13 protein-coding genes and 2 pseudogenes are annotated in these 18,201 nt (G+C 60.6%); 6 read left to right on the forward strand and 9 right to left on the reverse strand.

Annotated elements, in window-relative coordinates; genetic code table 11:
- The first annotated feature begins 11 nt into the window (after positions 1-11).
- Together BJ122_RS11625 and BJ122_RS11630 are read left to right on the forward strand one after the other, a co-directional pair.
- Positions 12-791: a Hachiman antiphage defense system protein HamA gene (locus BJ122_RS11625; protein ID WP_110781185.1), complete on the forward strand. Its 780-nt coding sequence runs from the start codon at positions 12-14 to the stop codon at positions 789-791.
- Positions 775-4,296 carry a DEAD/DEAH box helicase gene (locus BJ122_RS11630; RefSeq protein WP_110781186.1) on the forward strand — a complete coding sequence of 1,174 codons (3,522 nt, stop codon included), beginning with the start codon at positions 775-777 and terminating at the stop codon, positions 4,294-4,296. Before BJ122_RS11625 ends, BJ122_RS11630 begins: the two co-directional genes overlap by 17 nt.
- A gap of 423 nt (positions 4,297-4,719) precedes the next feature.
- Here the strand turns inward: BJ122_RS11630 and BJ122_RS11635 are convergent, their stop codons facing one another.
- From BJ122_RS11635 to BJ122_RS11660, 6 genes and pseudogenes are all read right to left on the reverse strand, one after another.
- Entirely contained in the window at positions 4,720-5,370 is a 651-nt protein-coding gene (locus BJ122_RS11635) for a sensor histidine kinase (protein WP_110781187.1), read from the reverse strand.
- A gap of 17 nt (positions 5,371-5,387) precedes the next feature.
- Positions 5,388-6,080 carry a HAMP domain-containing protein gene (locus BJ122_RS11640; protein WP_110781188.1) on the reverse strand — a complete coding sequence of 231 codons (693 nt, stop codon included), beginning with the start codon at positions 6,078-6,080 and terminating at the stop codon, positions 5,388-5,390.
- Positions 6,077-6,352: pseudogene (locus tag BJ122_RS19615) on the reverse strand (winged helix-turn-helix domain-containing protein); the annotation flags it as partial. The gene BJ122_RS11640 and the pseudogene BJ122_RS19615, both read right to left, overlap by 4 nt.
- A gap of 243 nt (positions 6,353-6,595) precedes the next feature.
- Positions 6,596-8,824 (reverse strand): putative bifunctional diguanylate cyclase/phosphodiesterase, encoded by a 2,229-nt coding sequence (locus tag BJ122_RS11650; RefSeq protein ID WP_181418942.1) that lies wholly within the window; start codon positions 8,822-8,824, stop codon positions 6,596-6,598.
- A gap of 309 nt (positions 8,825-9,133) precedes the next feature.
- Entirely contained in the window at positions 9,134-9,664 is a 531-nt protein-coding gene (locus BJ122_RS11655; protein WP_110781191.1) for a hypothetical protein, read from the reverse strand.
- 130 nt (positions 9,665-9,794) lie between these two features.
- Entirely contained in the window at positions 9,795-10,118 is a 324-nt protein-coding gene (locus tag BJ122_RS11660; RefSeq protein WP_110781192.1) for a hypothetical protein, read from the reverse strand.
- A 1,550-nt stretch (positions 10,119-11,668) separates the two neighbouring features.
- On the opposite strand from BJ122_RS11660, the gene BJ122_RS19460 reads away from it, so the two are divergent.
- Entirely contained in the window at positions 11,669-12,031 is a 363-nt protein-coding gene (locus BJ122_RS19460) for a hypothetical protein (RefSeq protein WP_210205451.1), read from the forward strand.
- Between the two features lie 8 nt (positions 12,032-12,039).
- Positions 12,040-12,654: a helix-turn-helix domain-containing protein gene (locus BJ122_RS11670; protein ID WP_110781194.1), complete on the forward strand. Its 615-nt coding sequence runs from the start codon at positions 12,040-12,042 to the stop codon at positions 12,652-12,654.
- Between the two features lie 163 nt (positions 12,655-12,817).
- Here BJ122_RS11670 and BJ122_RS19620 read toward each other — a convergent pair.
- Positions 12,818-13,048 (reverse strand): annotated as a pseudogene (locus tag BJ122_RS19620) (histidine kinase); the annotation flags it as partial.
- A gap of 313 nt (positions 13,049-13,361) precedes the next feature.
- Between BJ122_RS19620 and BJ122_RS11680 the strand changes: the two are divergent.
- Positions 13,362-14,696, forward strand: coding sequence for an IS5 family transposase (locus BJ122_RS11680; protein WP_013502955.1), 1,335 nt, complete (start codon positions 13,362-13,364; stop codon positions 14,694-14,696).
- Between the two features lie 175 nt (positions 14,697-14,871).
- On the opposite strand, the gene BJ122_RS11685 is transcribed toward BJ122_RS11680, so the two are convergent.
- Both BJ122_RS11685 and BJ122_RS11690 read right to left on the reverse strand, forming a co-directional pair.
- Entirely contained in the window at positions 14,872-15,486 is a 615-nt protein-coding gene (locus BJ122_RS11685; protein ID WP_181418943.1) for a response regulator transcription factor, read from the reverse strand.
- A 949-nt stretch (positions 15,487-16,435) separates the two neighbouring features.
- A complete protein-coding gene (locus BJ122_RS11690) occupies positions 16,436-16,798 on the reverse strand; it encodes a YidB family protein (protein WP_013502957.1) in 363 nt (120 codons plus the stop codon).
- An 865-nt stretch (positions 16,799-17,663) separates the two neighbouring features.
- Here BJ122_RS11690 and mscL point away from each other — a divergent pair.
- A complete protein-coding gene (gene mscL / locus BJ122_RS11695; RefSeq protein WP_013502958.1) occupies positions 17,664-18,074 on the forward strand; it encodes a large conductance mechanosensitive channel protein MscL in 411 nt (136 codons plus the stop codon).
- Positions 18,075-18,201 lie beyond the last annotated feature (127 nt).

Consider the following 18,201-nt stretch of genomic DNA (forward strand, 5'->3'; position numbering starts at 1 on the left):
GAGGAACGAGGGTGGCGCAATTCAATGATTGGTGCATTTCGGTCGACCAGCGGGTGGGCAATCATCACCGTCGAGTGATGACGGGCCAGGCCGCAAATCTTGCGGTCGGCATTCAGGCGACGGCGGCCATCGTGCCCGGGCACTACGCCTCGGAAGAACAGGTGGCGCGCGCACTCGCCCGGCTCGGCAAGCCTGCGGCCGCCGCGCTGATCGAGAGCAAGCTCCCGACCACCAAGCAGATCCGGTCTGGCGATCTCGGCGAGATCTACGCGACGGAGTGGATCGACGCCCATAGCGGCGGCTACCGCGCGCCGATCAAGCGGCTGCGCTGGAAAGACCATCGCAACATGGCGATGCGGGGCGACGACGTGATCGGCATCCTGCAAGACCCGCAGTCGCAACGCCTCCAGTTCCTCAAGACGGAGGCGAAGAGTCGCGCCGCCTTGACAGCGCAGGTGCTGACCGAAGCCCGCGCGGGGCTGGATAAGGATGGCGGGCTGCCCTCGGCACACGCCCTGCACTTCATCTCGGCACGCCTGCTTGAGCTCGACAATCTGCCGCTGGCCGATGCGATCGACGACGCGCTCCTCAAGCACGGAATCCCGCCGCAGAGCGTCCGGCATCTGCTCTTCACATTCTCTGGCAACGCCCCGGAGGCGCTCTTGGCCGCCTCCCTTCAGGCCTATCCTGGCCCCATCAATCAATGGGGTATCGGGCTTCGCGTGGATGGCCATGGCGCCTTTATCGGCGCAGTCTACGATCGAGTGATCGCCGATGCCAACAACCCCTGAGGCCATTGCCGCGGATATCGCCGAAGCGGCAACCGCCGGCTTTCGCGGCCGGCTGATCGCACGCGGGCAGGCCCGCGCCATCATCTGGCGCGATGGTGCGCTTCCGGCCGACGCACCGGCGTTCGCGCCGCAGCTCAGCTACGACCTGCATAGCTACGCCTATTCCCTGCTCGGCCTGGGCCTTCGCCTTCGCGAGCTTGGCGGCGATCCCACCCAGGCCCGCACGGCCTTCGAGCAGGCCGCCACCGCCCTTGAGGCGGTGATGGCCAAGGGCAATCGCCAGGAGATCGATCGCGATTTCCATTTCGTCATGGCGGCGGCCGCCTATCATCTCGCTCACCTGTCCGCGCGCGCCTATTCCCTCCTCGCCATCGTCGAGGCGGATGAGAATTTCTCTCCGATCGAGCGCGTGCTAGCTCAGTTGATGCGTCGCAATTTCGGCGTCTTGCGCAGCAGCGTTCTCAACTACCGGGTCTCCGGCCAAGGCAGCGACGCCCGGATCGCTGCCGACATCCAGGCTCGGCTCGACCAAGCCGAGGGCGTGGCCGCACCGCCGGAGGCCGGTGGCGACGACTTCCTTTTTGACGGCCTGGATACGGCACTCACCGACGCCTTCATGGCCGCCATGTCGCTTTACCTAGTCGCCCTCGATCGCGGCGAGCAGGCGTTTGTCGATCAGGCGCTGGAACGGCTTCGCGTGAGCCTCGCGATTTGCGGCGAGATGAACATGCTGCCCCAATGGTGGGCGCACCGTGTCGCGATCCACCTTCTGTCGGATCTATGGTCGAGCACCTTCCATGAAAGGGTCCCGCTTCAGCCTGCAGGCGGATTGGCGGCCGACTGGCAGCGGTTGCGCGAACTGTTCATCGCGTTGCTGCAGCGTCGCGCGAAAGCGGAGATCGACCTCTGGCCGTCGCAGACCGAGGCAGCCGCCCGCGCCGTCGACCAGTCCGATGACCTGGTCGTGTCACTGCCGACGAGCGCCGGCAAGACGCGCATTGCCGAACTCTGCATCCTGCGCTGCCTCGCGGGCGGCGAGCGGGTGGTGTTCGTCACGCCGCTACGAGCGCTTTCGGCTCAGACCGAAACCACGCTGCAGCGAACCTTCGGCCCGCTCGGCAAGACCATCTCGGCGCTCTATGGCAGCATCGGCGTCAGCGGCTTCGACGAGGACGCGATCCGTGAGCGCGACATCGTCGTCGCGACGCCGGAGAAGCTCGACTTCGCGCTTCGCAACGATCCGTCGCTGCTCGACGATGTCGGCCTGCTCGTCTTCGACGAAGGGCACATGATCGGCCTCAACGAACGTGAGGTCCGCTACGAGGCGCAAATCCAGCGACTCCTTCGCCGCGCCGATGCCCAGCAGCGCCGGATCGTCTGCCTATCGGCCATTCTGCCCGATGGCGACCAGCTCGATGACTTCGCCGCCTGGCTGCGCCGCGATCATCCGGGCGGGCTGATCAAGAATGACTGGCGGCCGACCCGGCTGCGCTTTGGTGAGGTGGTGTGGGGGTCGCCAACCGCCCGGCTCGATCTGAGAGTCGGCGAGGAGCGGCCGTGGGTTCAGCGCTTCCTCACCGGCGCCGCCCCGCCCAATTGGATTCCGCCGAAGCGCCGCCGCACCCGCCTGTTTCCAGACGACCAGCGCGAACTCTGTCTCGCGACCGCTTGGCGGCTTGTCGACGACGGCCAGACCGTCCTCGTCTTCTGCCCCGAGCGGCGCAGCGTCGAGCCGTTCGCCGATGTCATCGTCGATCTGCACGAGCGCGGCGCCCTGCGCTCGCTGCTCGATGCTGATCCGAACGTCCTCAGGACTGCCATCGCGCTCGGCGAGGAATGGCTGGGCGCCGACAACGCGATCCTCAAATGCCTGCGTCTCGGCGTCGCCCTTCACCATGGCGCCCTGCCGACCGCCTATCGCAAGGAGGTGGAGCGTTTGCTGCGCGAGAACGTCCTCAAGGTCACCATCTCCTCGCCGACGCTGGCCCAAGGCCTCAACCTGTCGGCCACCGCCGTCGTCATGTACTCCCTACATCGCGCCGGCGAGCGGATCGAGATCAGCGAGTTCAAGAACGTCATCGGCCGGGCGGGACGAGCTTATGTCGACGTCGAGGGCATCGTCCTCTTTCCCATGTTCGACGACATCCCCAAGAAGCGGCGGAATTGGGAAGCGCTCATCACCGACCTTGGCGCGCGCGAGATGGAAAGCGGTCTGGTCCGTTTGGTCGCGGTGCTGCTGACGCGGATGCGCGCGCGCATCGGCGGAGACCTCAATCAGCTCGTTGAATATGTCGTCAACAACGCCGCCGCTTGGACCTTCCCCGAGATCGCCAACGAAAAGCCGGAAGACCGCGAGCGCGCTCTCGCCGACTGGGAACGGCACGTCGCGACGCTCGACACCACCATCCTCAGCCTCATCGGCGAGAATGACATTCCCGACGAAGAGATCGAGGCCGCCCTGGACGACATCCTCCAATCGTCCCTGTGGCACCGGCGCCTGCAGCGTCAGGATGCTCACGTCCAGCAGTTGCTCAAGGCCGGTCTCGTGTCCCGCAGCCGGCTGATCTGGAGCCAGTCGACGGCTGCCCGGCGGCGCGGCTATTTCCTGGCCGGCGTTGGCCTCACGACGGGCCATGCCCTCGACGCCATCGCTGCCGACGCCAACCTGCTTCTCATTCAGGCCAATGGCGCAATCCTCGAGGGAGACGCCGAAGCAGCGATCACCGCGATTGCCGGCCTCGCCGAGCGGGTCTTCGCGTTCTATCCCTTCACACCCGACCCACTACCGGCGAATTGGCGCGACATCCTGCGCGCGTGGCTGCTCGGGCAGCGGCTGGCGGCGCTGGGCGGGGCTCAGCCATCGGAAACCCTACAGTTCGTCGAAGGCGGTCTGGTCTACCGGCTACCCTGGGCGATGGAGGCGATCCGCGTCCGCGCCGCCGCCAATGGTGACACGGTCGGCGTATTCGACCTGCCGTTGGAAGATCACGAACTTGGTCTCGCGGTGCCGGCCGTCGAGACCGGCACCCTGAACCGTTCCGCGTCCATCCTCATCCAGGCGGGCTTCAATTCGCGGCTGGCAGCGATCAAGGCGGTGACCGACACTGGCGCGACGTTCACGACGGGTCAGGAGTTGCGACAATGGCTCAACTCCGAGCCTGTCGCTGCCTGGAGCGCGCTGCCTGACTGGCCGACGCTGGAGACAAAGCCGATATGGGCGGAGTTCGCCCAGAGCTTCACGCCAGCCGAGAAACGCATCTGGGCTGATCGACGCTATTGGGCGAATGTCGCATGGCTGGGCGCCCCCCCTCCGCCTGGCACGGCAGTTCAGGTTCACAACTGGGCGGGTCAGCCACGAGTGCTCTCGACCGACGGCACGCCCCTTGGCACCGTCCAGGCAGCACTTTATCCGCTTCGAGCCGGACTCCTTCGCGCACAGGTCGCGCAGGACGTCAGTAAAATCGACATCGCATATCTCGGTCCTGACGATTTGGCAGGCCCATAGACTGAACCCTCGTGGCTGCCGACTGCCGCCGCTGCGCTCATGGCGCCATTGGCTTTCCTACCGGCCGGCAACCTATCAAGAGTGAGAAGGTCCCGGCTATCTTCGGGTTCGATATGGTCACGAACACAACCGCCAACCAGTCGGCGGCAACGGAGGCATTGGACGTGCCTTCGCGCTACAATCAACAGAGTGATGAGCACGCGTCACCGCGATCGCCACGACATTGCGCAACAATGGCGTCTCGCCACTCAAGCTCCCCGCAATCCCCCCGCGCCGCAAGCGATGATGTCTGCAACTTTTCCAAATAGGTAGAGTCGACGTTGTAGAAGTGACGCGCCGTCGATGCTCGACCAATCTTGCGGAGTGAACGATATCCGGTCACTTCGGTTGGGTTGGACGCTTCGGCGCAGCCCTTTGGCTTGATCACGCGCACTGCCGTTTCGAGGACTTTGACGAGACCGCGCCTACGGCCGGCATAGTCATCACAACTCGAAGCCCTGTCGGGTCGTTCGAATTCAATTCGATCGCACCTCCGTGCCGCTGGACGACTTCTCGCGCGATAGATAAGCCCAAACCGAACCCCTTATTGATCGAGGTGCGGGCATTGTCGGCCTTAAAGAATGGATCGAACACGCGATCGCGGATAGACTCGGGAATACCGGGACCATTTTCCGCAATTTCGATCTCAATTTGGCCGGTCTCGTCTTCCGCGAGCGCTACCGAAACCTTTCCAGCAAATTTCACCGCGTTCCCAACGATGTTCGTGATGGCGCGAGACAACGCGCGTGGACGGCACTCGTATGAGAGGCGACCGGGGCCGACGTAGGCCACGTCGTGACCCATGTCGGCTAAATCAAAGCAGATAGTCTTCAGAAAGCTGGGCAAATCGATTCGGGTAACCGTCTCTGACTGGGCGTCGTCCCGCAGATAATCCAGGGTCTCATCCATCATTCGACTAATTGTCGTGATGTCGGTCAGCATCGCGGCCTGCAAATCCGAATCTGCAACCCGCTCCGTTCGTAGCCGACGCCTCGTCAGAGGCGTTCGCAGATCGTGGCTGATCGCGGCCAGCATGCGCGTACGGTCGTCGATCAGTCGCGGATACGGGTGCGCATGTCGTTGAGCGCATCCGTGACTTGGATGATTTCTTGCGGACCTCTTCTAGCCAGCGCCTCTGAGGCCAGGGACGTTTGGCCGAACGAGGCTGCGGCATCGGCAACTTTGGCCAGCGGAGTCACCACCCAGCGGACCGCATACAAGGATAGCAACACGGTCGAAACCACGATGATCGTTGCCATCAGAGCAGCGGGCGCGAGCAACATGCGCCACAGCGGCGAGTCAACTCTCAACTCGAACACCATAGCCTCGGAACCAGCCAATCGCATAACGACCTGCGATTCTGGTCCGTTAGGATCGCGAAGGTCCGCAATCAACTCAACGTCGGGTTGGTTCGTCAACGCGCGCTCAACGAGCCACGGTACAAGCGACCCGTTATTGTCTTTGATCGGCACAAGCTCGCCGATTGCGACGCGCCTGATCTGCGGATCGAGGCGCTGCGCTGTTGAAATGATCGCGTCCCGCTCCGATGGTGTGCTCGCATTGCGGGCAAGTCGCGAGATTTCTGCAATCCGTGCGATCGCCGCCCGATTGTCGTTGGCCGGCGGGCCGATGAAAAGGATGAGCACCGATGCCAGCAGCGCGACCGCGAGCAGGACGGAAACAGCTACGATAAACGTGATCTGGCTCGTGATGCTTCGTGGCATAAGCCGCTGCGCCAATTTCATCGATGTTCCTCAACTGACGGCGTGAACACATATCCTCCCAACCGCACCATCTTGATCATGGAGCGATCGGATGGGTCAGGCTCCAGTTTCGGTCGGATGCGGCTGATATGGACGTCGATGCTGCGCTCAATCGACCCAGCCATTCCCCCATGCACAAGCGCGATGAGTTGCTCGCGCGACATCACCTTTCCGGGGTTGCGGCAGAACCCGAGCAGGAGATCGAATTCGACGCTGGTGAGCGTGATCTTCACACGGGAGAGGTCCAAGGTTCGATCCCTTGTGCGCCCACCATTTTTATCAATATTTAAAAGGGTTGGGACTTTACTTCCCTTGCGGAGTGCCCCGAGAGGACTGGGGCACAATCTGGGCACAGCATGCTCGGTGACCGCGGCGCATCCGGGATCGACGACGCCCGCTCGATCGTCGAGGTGGTCTTCTGTTTGGACAAGCCGTAAAATCTCCCCCGCGCTCGGCGACCGCGACACCCTCTTGCGGGTGATGCGGATACCGTGACGTCAGCAGGCCAAAGGTTCGCTGATCCGCGCCTTACGTGCACGGCGGCGGCTGCGGCGATCGAGAAACGGCTGGACGTCTTCGGCGCGCAGCGGCTTTGCGAAGTAATAGCCCTGGCCCTGATTGCACCCCAGTCCGCGAATCCACGCCAGTTCGGCTTCGTTCTCGATACCTTCCGCGGTGGTCTCCATCGACAACGCCCGCGCCATGCTAATGACGGCCGAGATCACTGCGTTGCGCTCCTTCAGCGCGGTCTGGCCGGAGACGAACGAGCGGTCGATCTTCAGTTTGTGAACCGGCAGCCGGGTGAGATAGCCGAGCGAACTGAAGCCGGTCCCGAAATCGTCGAGCGCGATACGAACGCCCACCGCATTCATCTTCTCGATGAACGACCGCGCCCGTTCGCCGTGGCGGATAAACACTGCTTCGGTCAATTCCAGTTCGAGCCGGTGAGCATCGAGGCCGCTCTTTGCGAGCGCGCCGAACACCATTTCGTCGAGCCGCTCGTCACCCAATTGCACCGGCGACAGGTTGACCGCGACGCCGATGTCGTCCGGCCAGGTCGCCGCAATCCGCGTCGCCGTTTTCAGCACCCATTTTCCGATTTCGGCGATCAGGCCGGTGGTCTCGGCGACGGCGATGAAGCGATCTGGCGGCACCAGCCCCTTGGTCGGATGCGTCCAGCGCAGCAAGGCTTCGAAATACACGACGCGCGACGTCGCGATGTCGACCACCGGCTGAAACGCTAGCCAGAGCTCGTTCGCAGCCAGCGCTCGGCGCAAATCCTCGGCGAACTCGCGCCGCTCCTGCTGCGCCTGGTCCATCGCGGCATCGAACACCGCCACCGAGCCTTTGGACCCGTGCTTGGCGGCGTAGAGCGCGGTATCGGCCTCGTTCAGCAAGCGGTCGACGTTCTCCTGAAGATCGGTTCGGAAGGCGACGCCGGCGGTCGTTCCGATCACGACGCTCGCCGCATCGAGCGCGAATGGCTGCGCGATCGCCGAACCGATCGCCCGCAAGGTCGACACCACCTCGCTTTGGCCCATACTCTCGAAGAACAATCCGAACTCGTCGCCGCCGAGCCGGCCGACTCCGATCGACGCGCTCTCGAACGTCTTGAGCCGTCTGGCGACCGCGACGAGCAGTTGGTCGCCCGCGGCGTGCCCGAGTGAATCGTTGACGCCCTTGAAGCCGTCGAGATCCAGCACCGCGACGGCGAGCGCCGTCGGCGACAGCGCGGACGCCGCCGCGTCGCGGAAGGTGGTCCGGTTCGGCAGGCCGGTCAAAGCGTCGGTGGTGGCGAGCCAGATCACTCGATCCTTTGCGGTCTTCGCATCGGACACATCCGAGCCCACGCAGCGCCATCCCGACGCCCGCCGCCCCCGTTGCACGATCGGGCTGGCCGAGATCGACCACCAGCGCCGGGTGCCGTCGTCGAGAACCACCTCGACCAGCAAGCCCTTGAACGCGACGCCAGCTTCACACGTCGCCGCGAAGGATCGCTTCGACGCGGCGGAGAGCCAGTCCGCGAACGGCCGCTTGAGCAGATCGTCTTCGGACAGGCCGACGATTTCGGCAAGGCGCGGCGAGACGTCCTGAAAGCGCTGCTCGGCATCGAGCTCGAACAGCCAGTCCGAGGCGTTCTGTTGAAATTCGCTGAGCAGAAGCTGGATCACCTCGCCGCGTTCAGTCAGTTCGGCCTCGGACGTCACCTTGTCGACGTAGAGGCGCGCGGTTCCCACCGCCGCGTAGCAAACGGCAACGGAATACGCCAACAGCAGCACGACGAGCGGGATGGCATGTTCGAGGTCCGCCCCCAGCACGCCGGCGAGGCCGCCCGCCGTCAGGCACACGACGTAGCCGTTCGCCGCGCTCGGAACGGTGGCGAGCGCGAAGGCGCCGCAACAGATCATGCCGGTGACCAGCGTCGCGACGAGAAGCTGACCTCCGCCCGTCAGCTCCGCGAACCACAGAGCCGGCAACGCGCCCCACAACAGACCGAGACCCGCTCCGTGCCAGGTCGCCCGCCGGATCGCCCGCGGCGACGCGGCGCCCCGACCCGGGCGTCGTTGCGCATCGATCCACGACCGGATCGCAAATCCGGCCGCGAGCACCACCAGCGACAGCCACACCAGAACGGCCAGCGCGCCGGCCTTGGTGCTGACGATGTGTGCGGAGACCGCCGCGTTGACGACATTGGCGACCATCATCACGGGGGTGAATCGCAGCATCGCGTTGAGCTGCTGGCCGCGTACATAGTCTGAGCTATCGGTTCGCTGTTGCGCAAGGCCGGAGACGCGCATGAACTCGGAAGGATCGACTATCGCGCGCCTCCATCGCTGCAGACCGCCGCTATGAGCGAGAACGGACTGCTGGACTGAAACTAGGCGATCACCGAGTGAACGGAATATGCACCAGATTGGCAATGTTCGAACTACCTCAGGGGCAGGTGACGCTACTCGTTGCCGACTGAACTCAATACGCGATACTTCTTTCACGCGCGTTAAGCGTCGGACTGGGACGCGGCACACCGGCAGCACTCAGTATCCGCCACGATCCAGATTGGCGGTGCCGCCGCCGTTGCCGGTTGCCGCGATAAGCGCGTCGGCCTTCCTATCCCAATCGGTCGCTAATGTGGCGCGTTTCTCGTTGAGTTCGAGCATCTTCTTCTGCTGCTGGGCCTGTTCGTCTGCGCCGACGGCATATTCGTCCGTAAGTCTCGTGATTTCACCGTACATCCGCTTTTCTTCTGGCGATGCCGAGAGAGCGATCGATACCTCCAGCAATTTCGCCTGCGCGGCCTTGGCATCCCGAAACTGGCTGCGTCGCTTATCAAAATCCTTCGTCGAGCGTGCCAACCGAACGCCACGCACAGCAAGCTGCATGTTTCGCATTTCCGATTCCGCGATCAGAGCGTTTTCCGAGATCTGGGCTTCGTCGTCCGCGTGTCGGTTCGCTTCGCGCACCTTAGGCTCGGTGGCCGCCTGATTGGCGATCATCCCGACCGCTAGCATAATGCCGATCACTCCCGCAAAGCCGAGCTTGATCCCGATTCGATTGAGGCTACGCATGTTGTCTACTCCACTCCTAAGTGGCCCCTCGGCTATGGTTGCAATTTCGGCAGATTGCCGCTTCTAATGCCCGACCGACAGCGATCGCAGCACACGATCGAGGGCGCTCGATCGGAGACCTCGTGCGCTCCTATCCCTCCTCGCGCTCGTTGATCTTCGAGAGCAGATGACGAAGAGTCTTTGTCTGGTGGTTCAACTGCTTCGCGGCGATTGCAAGCCGATCTCGATTAGCGTTGATGCTCGCGCTCAAATGGCCCCTTATACGCGCATCCTCGATGGTCGGAATCAGGAGGGCCATTTGATCCAATTCGTGTCGCAGCCGGCCGGCCACTTCTTGGCAACTTGCACTCACCTCGGCGAGCGCATTTCCTTCCATTGAAACGCGTTCGACGGACGACACGATCCATTCCGTGGACACACTTCGTTTCGTAGGAAACTCGATGATCAACCCCATACTTCCTCCGTACCTTGGATACCGTGCTCACATGGCCGTTCTTATAGCAGCCAACCCAACAGACACATCGCTCTACGCTCTCCGGATCGCGCGAGGCTCTCCTTGGTTGATAGGTCGCTCGATTTGATGGGGCCCGACGTCGACATATGGATCCACGAAAAACAACCTAATTGCTCGTCTGGCGACCGCCTGTCTCGACAGAGACACAATCGTACTAACGTGATCCTTTCTAACTACTTATTCTCTACCTGGCATGCATGCATATGGCACTGTGGTTACACGATGTCGCAATCCACAGACACTAGCACGTACCAAACACACAAATACCGCAACTGGAGATGCCATCCAGCGCAGATTGGGTCTCCCATTTCCTGCGGCACGCAGTCATACAGCCTGAGGGGCTGGGCATCGTGATTCGCAGCGACGCTGCAGCGCGCGCAAGATTGGGGGTTGCCGCCTCAAACGGGTCTCGGCGTCAGGATAGATTTCGGAACATTATTGCCGGCAGAGGCCCACCGCTTCGCAGCCACGGCTGACGTTTCCTGGACTAATTCTGCACTTGGGAGCTCGGACTCCCGTTGTCTGCGCCGACAATTCAGCAGCCCGGATATCGTCCGCTACGCCCTCGGGCAGCGCGTGCCCTATTTGACTAATGCCCGAGGAGCAGCCATCCAAACTGAAGGGCGCTATCCAATGCGAGCAAATGACGCGATGCCCGATACTACCCTTTGTCGCCGCCATCACTCAGGGCCTGAATTCCCCTCAGCCGCCTTCCGTCCGTACTGATCGCACTTCCGTTTGGGTTGGACCTCACAACGACATTCATCCTGCCATCGCAGTCTGGACAGACATACTCGTGTACATCGTAGCCACTCGCGATGCGCCAACGGCCATTGAAGTTCCTATTGCGGCTGCATCGAGAACAGACATTCTGGATCACGACCATGGTTTTCTCCCAAATCAGTGAACTAATGCTCATCGTTGCAAGCCTGACATAGACCTCTCGATCTGAACACCTGTGCTCAACACCAGTCCCGACGACGTCGCACCAAACGACAGTGATCTGACAGGTCAGGCTTGGCGCGAAATGTCCATAATGTCACCTTTCATCCACCTTCACGACCGACTGCTGTCCCGCTTCGGCGCCTCACCTCATTCTCCCATGGACATCCCAATTCTACCGTTGGACAAGGCCTCAACAGAAATTCTTCTTTGAAGACTCTCCCGGAACCTCTGTCCGAATCAAATTCGCAAGCGAACAACACTCGAACAACACTTTCCCGTTGAACGTGGACCACACGCATACGGTGAATTGGCAGCTAGGACGGCACCTCGAGCCAATCGGAAAAGCACCGAAATCTGGAGGCCACCTTATCAACTAATGGTTGTGGCCGTTCCGTTCGATTTTGGCTCCTTATCCGATGCTTAGAGATCTCATCTGCCAGCAGAAACAAGACCGCAATTGATTTGGTTTCGGATTTCGGTGCCGATCCGGTATATCGGGACTTGAAGACTATGCGTTTCGAACATCGAGCAAGGCGGATTCGACTGTGCTATTGGGCCGGTTCCCCGAAATTGTTTCTTCCGACATTGACGAACTCGCGGCATCGCTAATCGCGAACGCAGGTGGGCGGCGATTCGACTTCGAGAAGAGCGACGAACTCTTCGTCTTTCGTGTGAACGCAGTGAGATTGACCCAGGTCGGCCTCATCTGGATCGCAACCAACAACAAGGTGACTGTGAACTTTGGTGCGACGGAATATGCACGGCGGGTGTTTCAGTTGCGCAATTCTGCTCAGGTGCAGATCGGCCGGCAACGTATCGATTGTACGCCACTCGACGCAGATTTATCGTACCACCCGACTGCGAGGACTGGAGTGTCGAATATGGAAAGGGCGGATTCGAGTGCCTAAGTCTACGGGTGGACGGTGAAGCGCTGTCGCGAAAGCTGCAGACGCTTACAGGACTCGACTCGACTCCCACCGTTACGCTGAGTCAGCCGAATCGGAACGACGTCCGAAGAGATGCTCTCTTACGTCAGGCGGTCTGCCAGTTCGCTATCGAACTCGATGAGTTTGGAGACCATTTCACGCCTCACGCTATAGCCGAATTCGAGCACGAGCTCATTTTCCGGTTCTTACTACATACGAATCACAACCAGAATCATCTATTGGAGCGCACCCCGACGCTTGGAAGCGCCGGACAGATGGCACGAATTGAGGACTACATCTATGCCAACTGGGACAAGCAGCTCGATATTGACCAATTGGCACATGTCGCCAGTGTGAGCGGAAGGACCATCTTTCGCATGTTTCGAGCGCGCCATAGTTGCTCGCCGCATCATTTCATTCAACAGGTACGTCTTCATCGTGCGCGACAACTCTTGCTCGAAGCCGCCGACGGGCTCACAATTTCTGGAGTTGCATTCCGATGTGGTTTTACCAACCCGGGATACTTTGCAAGATCGTATAGGGATATCTTCGGCGAACTGCCTTCGGACACCGTTAAGCGACCTCGTTCACGGATTCCGAAATGAGACACTGCACTCGTACGAGAAGCCCACCCGCACTTGGTCTTTGCGACATTGACCGGTTCGTTTGAGAGCCACCTATCTTCGGAACGTCAGCCGAGCCTGCACGGCGATCGGCTATTCCGGCAGCAGTCATACGAGATCCGGAGTGTTGACAATTGGGGATTAGCTAGCGCCCTGCGATCGCCGCCGCTTCTGCGGCCGCGCGTTGCATGCTGGTGGACATCTCGTTCGTTACTGTACTCTGCTCCTCGATCGCGGCAGCAGTCGAAGTGACATATTCGCTGACGTTGTTGATCGCTTGCTTGATGACAGACAGAGCGCTGACAACGTCGCCTGAAATGCTGTTCAGGCTTTCAATTTCTCGGCTGATCTTATCGGTAGCTTGCTTCGCTTGATTCGTTTACTGCGGCGTTAGCCCATTGAACGTAACGACCGCCTGGAAAGCGCATCCATCAACAGCGCGGTCTCGATGCACCACGGACTAGGCAGCGCTTCGCTCCGTGCCAACAGGATGGTCGACGGCTTCCAATGTTACGTAGTCGCCCGTGAACAATTCGGGAGCCGCTGATTTTTCTGACTGATCGATCGTGGGCAAGTATTCGCTTTTGCAGGAAGCCGCGGGACGACCGCGGTTTTCTTGCGTTTTGGGATTCTCGATTGGGCCGGTTTGTGATTCCTTTGGTGGCGGGTTCGTCTGTCGGGAGGGATAGGTGAGCAAGCCGCGCGACGATCGTCAGGTGGAGTTGTTTCGGCCGGCGCTGGAGCAGATCATCGATCTCACCCATCCGCTGGTGCGGCTGGCCGCGGAGATCGACTGGGCGTTTGTGGAGAGGCGCTTCGGCGCCGGCTATCGCACGGGTCCTGGGCAGCCGCCGTTGCCGACGCGACTGATCGCCGGGCTGTTGATCCTCAAGCACATGCACGATCTGTCCGACGAGGTCTTGTGCGCGCGCTGGGTGGAGAACCCGTATTTCCAGTTCTTCTGCGGCGAGGTCGTGTTCCGGCACGATCTGCCGTTCGACCGCTCGTCGCTGAGCCGCTGGCGCAAGCGGCTGGGCGATGAGCAGCTCGCGGCGCTGCTGCAGGAGAGCCTTTCGGTGGCGCATCGCTCGGGCGCGCTGCAGACCAAGGATTTGGAACGGGTGGTGGTCGACACCACGGTGCAGGAGAAGGCGGTCACTCATCCGACCGACGCCCGGCTCAACCACCGCGCGATCGAGAAGCTGGTCGATCTGGCCAAGCGCGAGGGCGTGGCGTTGCGCCAGAGCTATCTGCGCGTCGCCAAACGCGCCGCGATCATGGTCGGGCGCTACACCCACGCCCACCAGTTCAAGCGCGCCCGCCGCGAACTCAAATTCCTGCGCACCCGGCTCGGGCGCATCATCCGCGACATCCGCCGCAAGATCGAGGGCAACGCCGCGCGCGAGGATCGCTTCGCGCCGCTGCTCGATCTCGCCGTCCGGGTGAAGCAACAGGATCACCGCCAGCGCGGCCAGAAGGTCTATTCGCTGCACGCCCCGGAGGTCGAATGCATCGGCAAGGGCAAGGCGCGCTCACCCTACGAGTTCGGCTGCAAGGTCTCGGTCGCGACCCCGGTCACCGCGCCGAAGGGCGGCCAGTTCGTGCTGCATGCCAAGGCGCTGCACGGCAATCCGTTCGACGGCCACACGCTCGGGCCGATCATCGCAGACCTGCAAAATCTGACCGGTGTCGAGGTCCAGCGCATCCATGTCGACAAGGGCTATCGCGGCCACAGCTATCCCGACCGCTTCAAGGTCTGGATCTCCGGCCGGGTCCGCAGCGTCACCAGGACCATCCGCCGCGAGATGAAGCGCCGCACCGCCGTCGAACCGGTGATCGGTCATCTCAAGGCCGAGCACCGCATGGGCCGCAACCACCTCAAGGGCCGCCACGGCGACCGCATCAACGCCGTCCTCGCCGCCGCAGGCTTCAACTTCCACCTGCTGCTGCGCTGGTTCGAGCGGCTCTTGCGTGCCCTGCTGTTGATGCTGTCGCTCCGCCCCGAAGCCGACCGCCACCCCTAAATCAATCCGATCCAGCAAACTTCACGGACGACTACGTCAATTTGACACCTCGGACTTGTACGAGGTAGCGGCCCAGAGACCGAACAGACGTTCAATTTGCACGCTCACGAGATCGATCAGCAAGACCAGACTGGGATTACTGATCGGAAGCCGACAAAGCTCCGATCCCGTTCCGTCATGCCGATGCCACTCGTTCTTCCGCAACTGTTACGGTATCGGTAGCCAAAATGAGGAGTTGCGTGGAGCTTCTTGCTCCACACTTACGCATGATATTCATACGATGATATTCTACGGTACGATGACTAATTTCCATCGTCTTGGCAATTTCCTTATTGGTGCTCCCGCTCACAATTAGGTCGAGCACTTGCTTTTCACGCATTGTAAGCTGTCTGAACGATGTTCGCGGCACAACTTGTTGGGGCGCCCGCGTTTCAATGGCGCTCTTGATCTTGCCCACCAATTGACGACGATCTATCGAGCTGTCCACGAAATCAAATGCACCAAACTTGATGGCCTTCACTGCGGATCTGATCGACGCGCGGCTCGACATGGCGATAATCGGAGCAGCGCATCCAATCTCTTGCAAAATCCGAAGCACTTTAAAGTCGACCTTGTCCGCGACAGTGAGATTCACGAGCAGGCAGACAGGTTGTCGATCTCTCGCGGTGCTGATCAGCGCCGGCACGTCCGCGAAGAAGACGGCCGCGAGACCAGCCTCCAATAGCAGCTCGCAAATCTCGTTGGATCTCGTCAACCTGGAACCGAGGATATAGACTTCGTCGCTCGTCATGGCTCGCCGACCGCTCAACAATATCATTATTACTCTAGCTGATTCGCGCCTTGTTGCGTCGCGTAGCAAGGCAGCGCTGGGCGCTCAAATTCGGCACTTCTTAGACGGTCGCCGCATCCTGATGAAAACTGCGCCCTACCCGTCTTCGTGCGGAGCCAGGTAACCTTCGTTGCGCACCCCGCCGCGCGGAGCCAGATCGCCCGCGCTGCGACCCGCGGGCCGTTACGCGTCGATTGACAACCAAATCGCAGATGCGACAGTCGTGATGTCAAATGAAAGCGACGCCGAGACGAAAGAGCGCCGGACCCTGCTGCAGAAGATGTTGGCACAGAGATCATCTCGCTGAACAACGTTTGCCGGCGTCATCGTGAGCCAGACTCGCAGCATTACACCGAGCCGCCCCGTCGTCCGGAGTCAGTCCGCGCCTTCGTATTGTTCTCGCGCAACGCCGGGGCGTGGAACGCTGCTCGCCTTGTTGATGCAAGCTGCCTGCGTTCGATGTTTTACGAGGCGACGGAACATGCATCAGGACAGTGCTGTTGAAATCTCCTCGCGGCAGATACATGGCGATCAGCGTTGACTACGCTTGATTGTCAGCGTTGTTCTAACGCGCGTTGAGAAAAATGGTTCTGGGCGGCGACGCGTTGAGATCAGCCGCTAGGCGCATCGATCGTGGAAGATTTGTCCTCGAGCACCGGCAATGCCCGTAATCACGACAGGCGGCGTGCCTGCAGAAGTCATTTGTCGGACTGATCTTCGGGCGGCCCCGCTGACCGAAAGCTTAGACCTGGTGGCCCTTGTCGTCACATATTTGGTGCGGAACTGCAGCACCAAGTAAGCAACCTTGACGATCTCGACGAAAGTGTCGCTTCGTATACACGTGTCCATTGTCTGGGGGCGCAGTCGTCAGTGCGCCCCCAGTGCTTGGGCTTCGATTGGAGAAAGCCTCTCATGCGTTGCTTTCGATCTTTCCTTCAGGGCTCGCCTGATCGACCACCGTCGGCAGATGATCGGCCAGAAATTTCGACACTGCATCGAGCGGAACACCGAACTTGTCGGCAAGCTGCTTGACCTGCTCGTTACCAAGTGCATCGTGAATCTGCTGGGCGGTGACTGGCAGGTTACGGCCGTTGCTCAGCCATGAGTTGACCTGTTCTTTTAGGCCGCCCAATCGCAGTTTGTCGATCAATCCCTGCAAATCCCCGAAATCGGTCTTCGCCAGCGCCTCGGATATCATGGCCGGAATGGCTGCGGTTTCAATCTTGTCGATTGCGCCTTTGATCGCGCTGCCAACGTCGTCGAGAAATCCCATGACTACCTCCTCATCGAATAATCGTGAAGCTACGCGCGCTGAATAGCATTGAGTTTATGCGCTCCGGGCATTTGCGGCAACGCAGAACCCATCGATACATCGGTACCGGAGAGTGGTGGTCCGCCAGTCGCAAATTGACGCGAGACGACTAGGCTATCCAATTCTCGGCTGCAGATTTCGCTCGAAAATTGCGTCTTCGTGCAGGTGAACCGGACGATTAGTCCTTCAAGGCCTTTTGCGATCGATATGCAGCGCTGTGCGCATACTCTCGGTGGCATCACTCCATCATGAGCAAGACCATTCACAATCCCATCGAAGTACCGATCCGCCCGGTATCAGGCCGCTCGCGCCACGGGGGTCACGGCCAACGGCGCAATGATATCGCCTCATCGGCGCCGACCGACTCGGCCGCCAGCCCGAATATCGGTCAAGCGGTCAAGCGGCTTGTCGTTCAGGAATGCCGGGAAACGCCCGCGTCACGCCGTCGCCCTGCTCTCGTAGAGTGCTCTTTGCCAAAATAATGCACAAAGGCCGCTTCGCTTGACTGCAAATCGTGATGGGCCGAATAGTCGGATTCTTCGTCCGATCTTCGACGCTGAGACGGTTCAGGACACGTATCTGACAAAGGGCTGTCTACGGATCCGGCCGGTTCGCGCCAGACTGTGCTGCCGGACACCTCCAAACTACCTTTCTTTGCGGCCGCTTGGGTCGACAGCACCACGGCCGCTTCTCGACCGCCACGCTTGGGCGGGCTGCGCACGAACTGGGCCTGACATAGATTTGACGTAATACCAGACTGTTTCTTCTGTAAGAATGCCATGGCAATCATTTGTGGTGCGCGACTTCAATAATCTGGAGATCACCAATGCTCGATGAATTCAAGAAGTTTGCATTACGCGGAAACGTCGTCGACTTGGCGGTCGGCGTGATCATCGGCGCCGCATTCGGCGCTATCGTAACATCTATTGTGAGCGACGTCATTATGCCCGTCATTGGTGCAATTACCGGAGGTCTTGATTTTTCGAACTACTACACAGCTCTCTCTTCAAAGGTGCAGGCCGGCGTTTCCTACGCCGACGCGAAGAAACAGGGGGCTGTGTTGGGGTGGGGTCAATTTCTCACGGTCACCCTCAATTTCGCGATCGTCGCGTGGGTACTATTTTTGGTAATCAAAGGAATGAACAGATTGAAGAAGCAAGAACCGGTAACTGTTCCGGCTGGCCCCAGCGACGAAGTCAAATTGCTGATGGAAATCCGCGACCTGCTCAAGAAATAGGTCAACTTTTAGAAAGGTCTCGGCAGACAGCGCGCTACATGGCACCAGATCTGATTAGGCTACGATTCTGGCTCGGCTTGGCGCATTCTCCATCTAAACCCGCAACTCGTCTTGAGGGCCATTTTGC

This window comes from Rhodopseudomonas faecalis (assembly GCF_003217325.1).
Taxonomy (GTDB): domain Bacteria; phylum Pseudomonadota; class Alphaproteobacteria; order Rhizobiales; family Xanthobacteraceae; genus Rhodopseudomonas; species Rhodopseudomonas faecalis.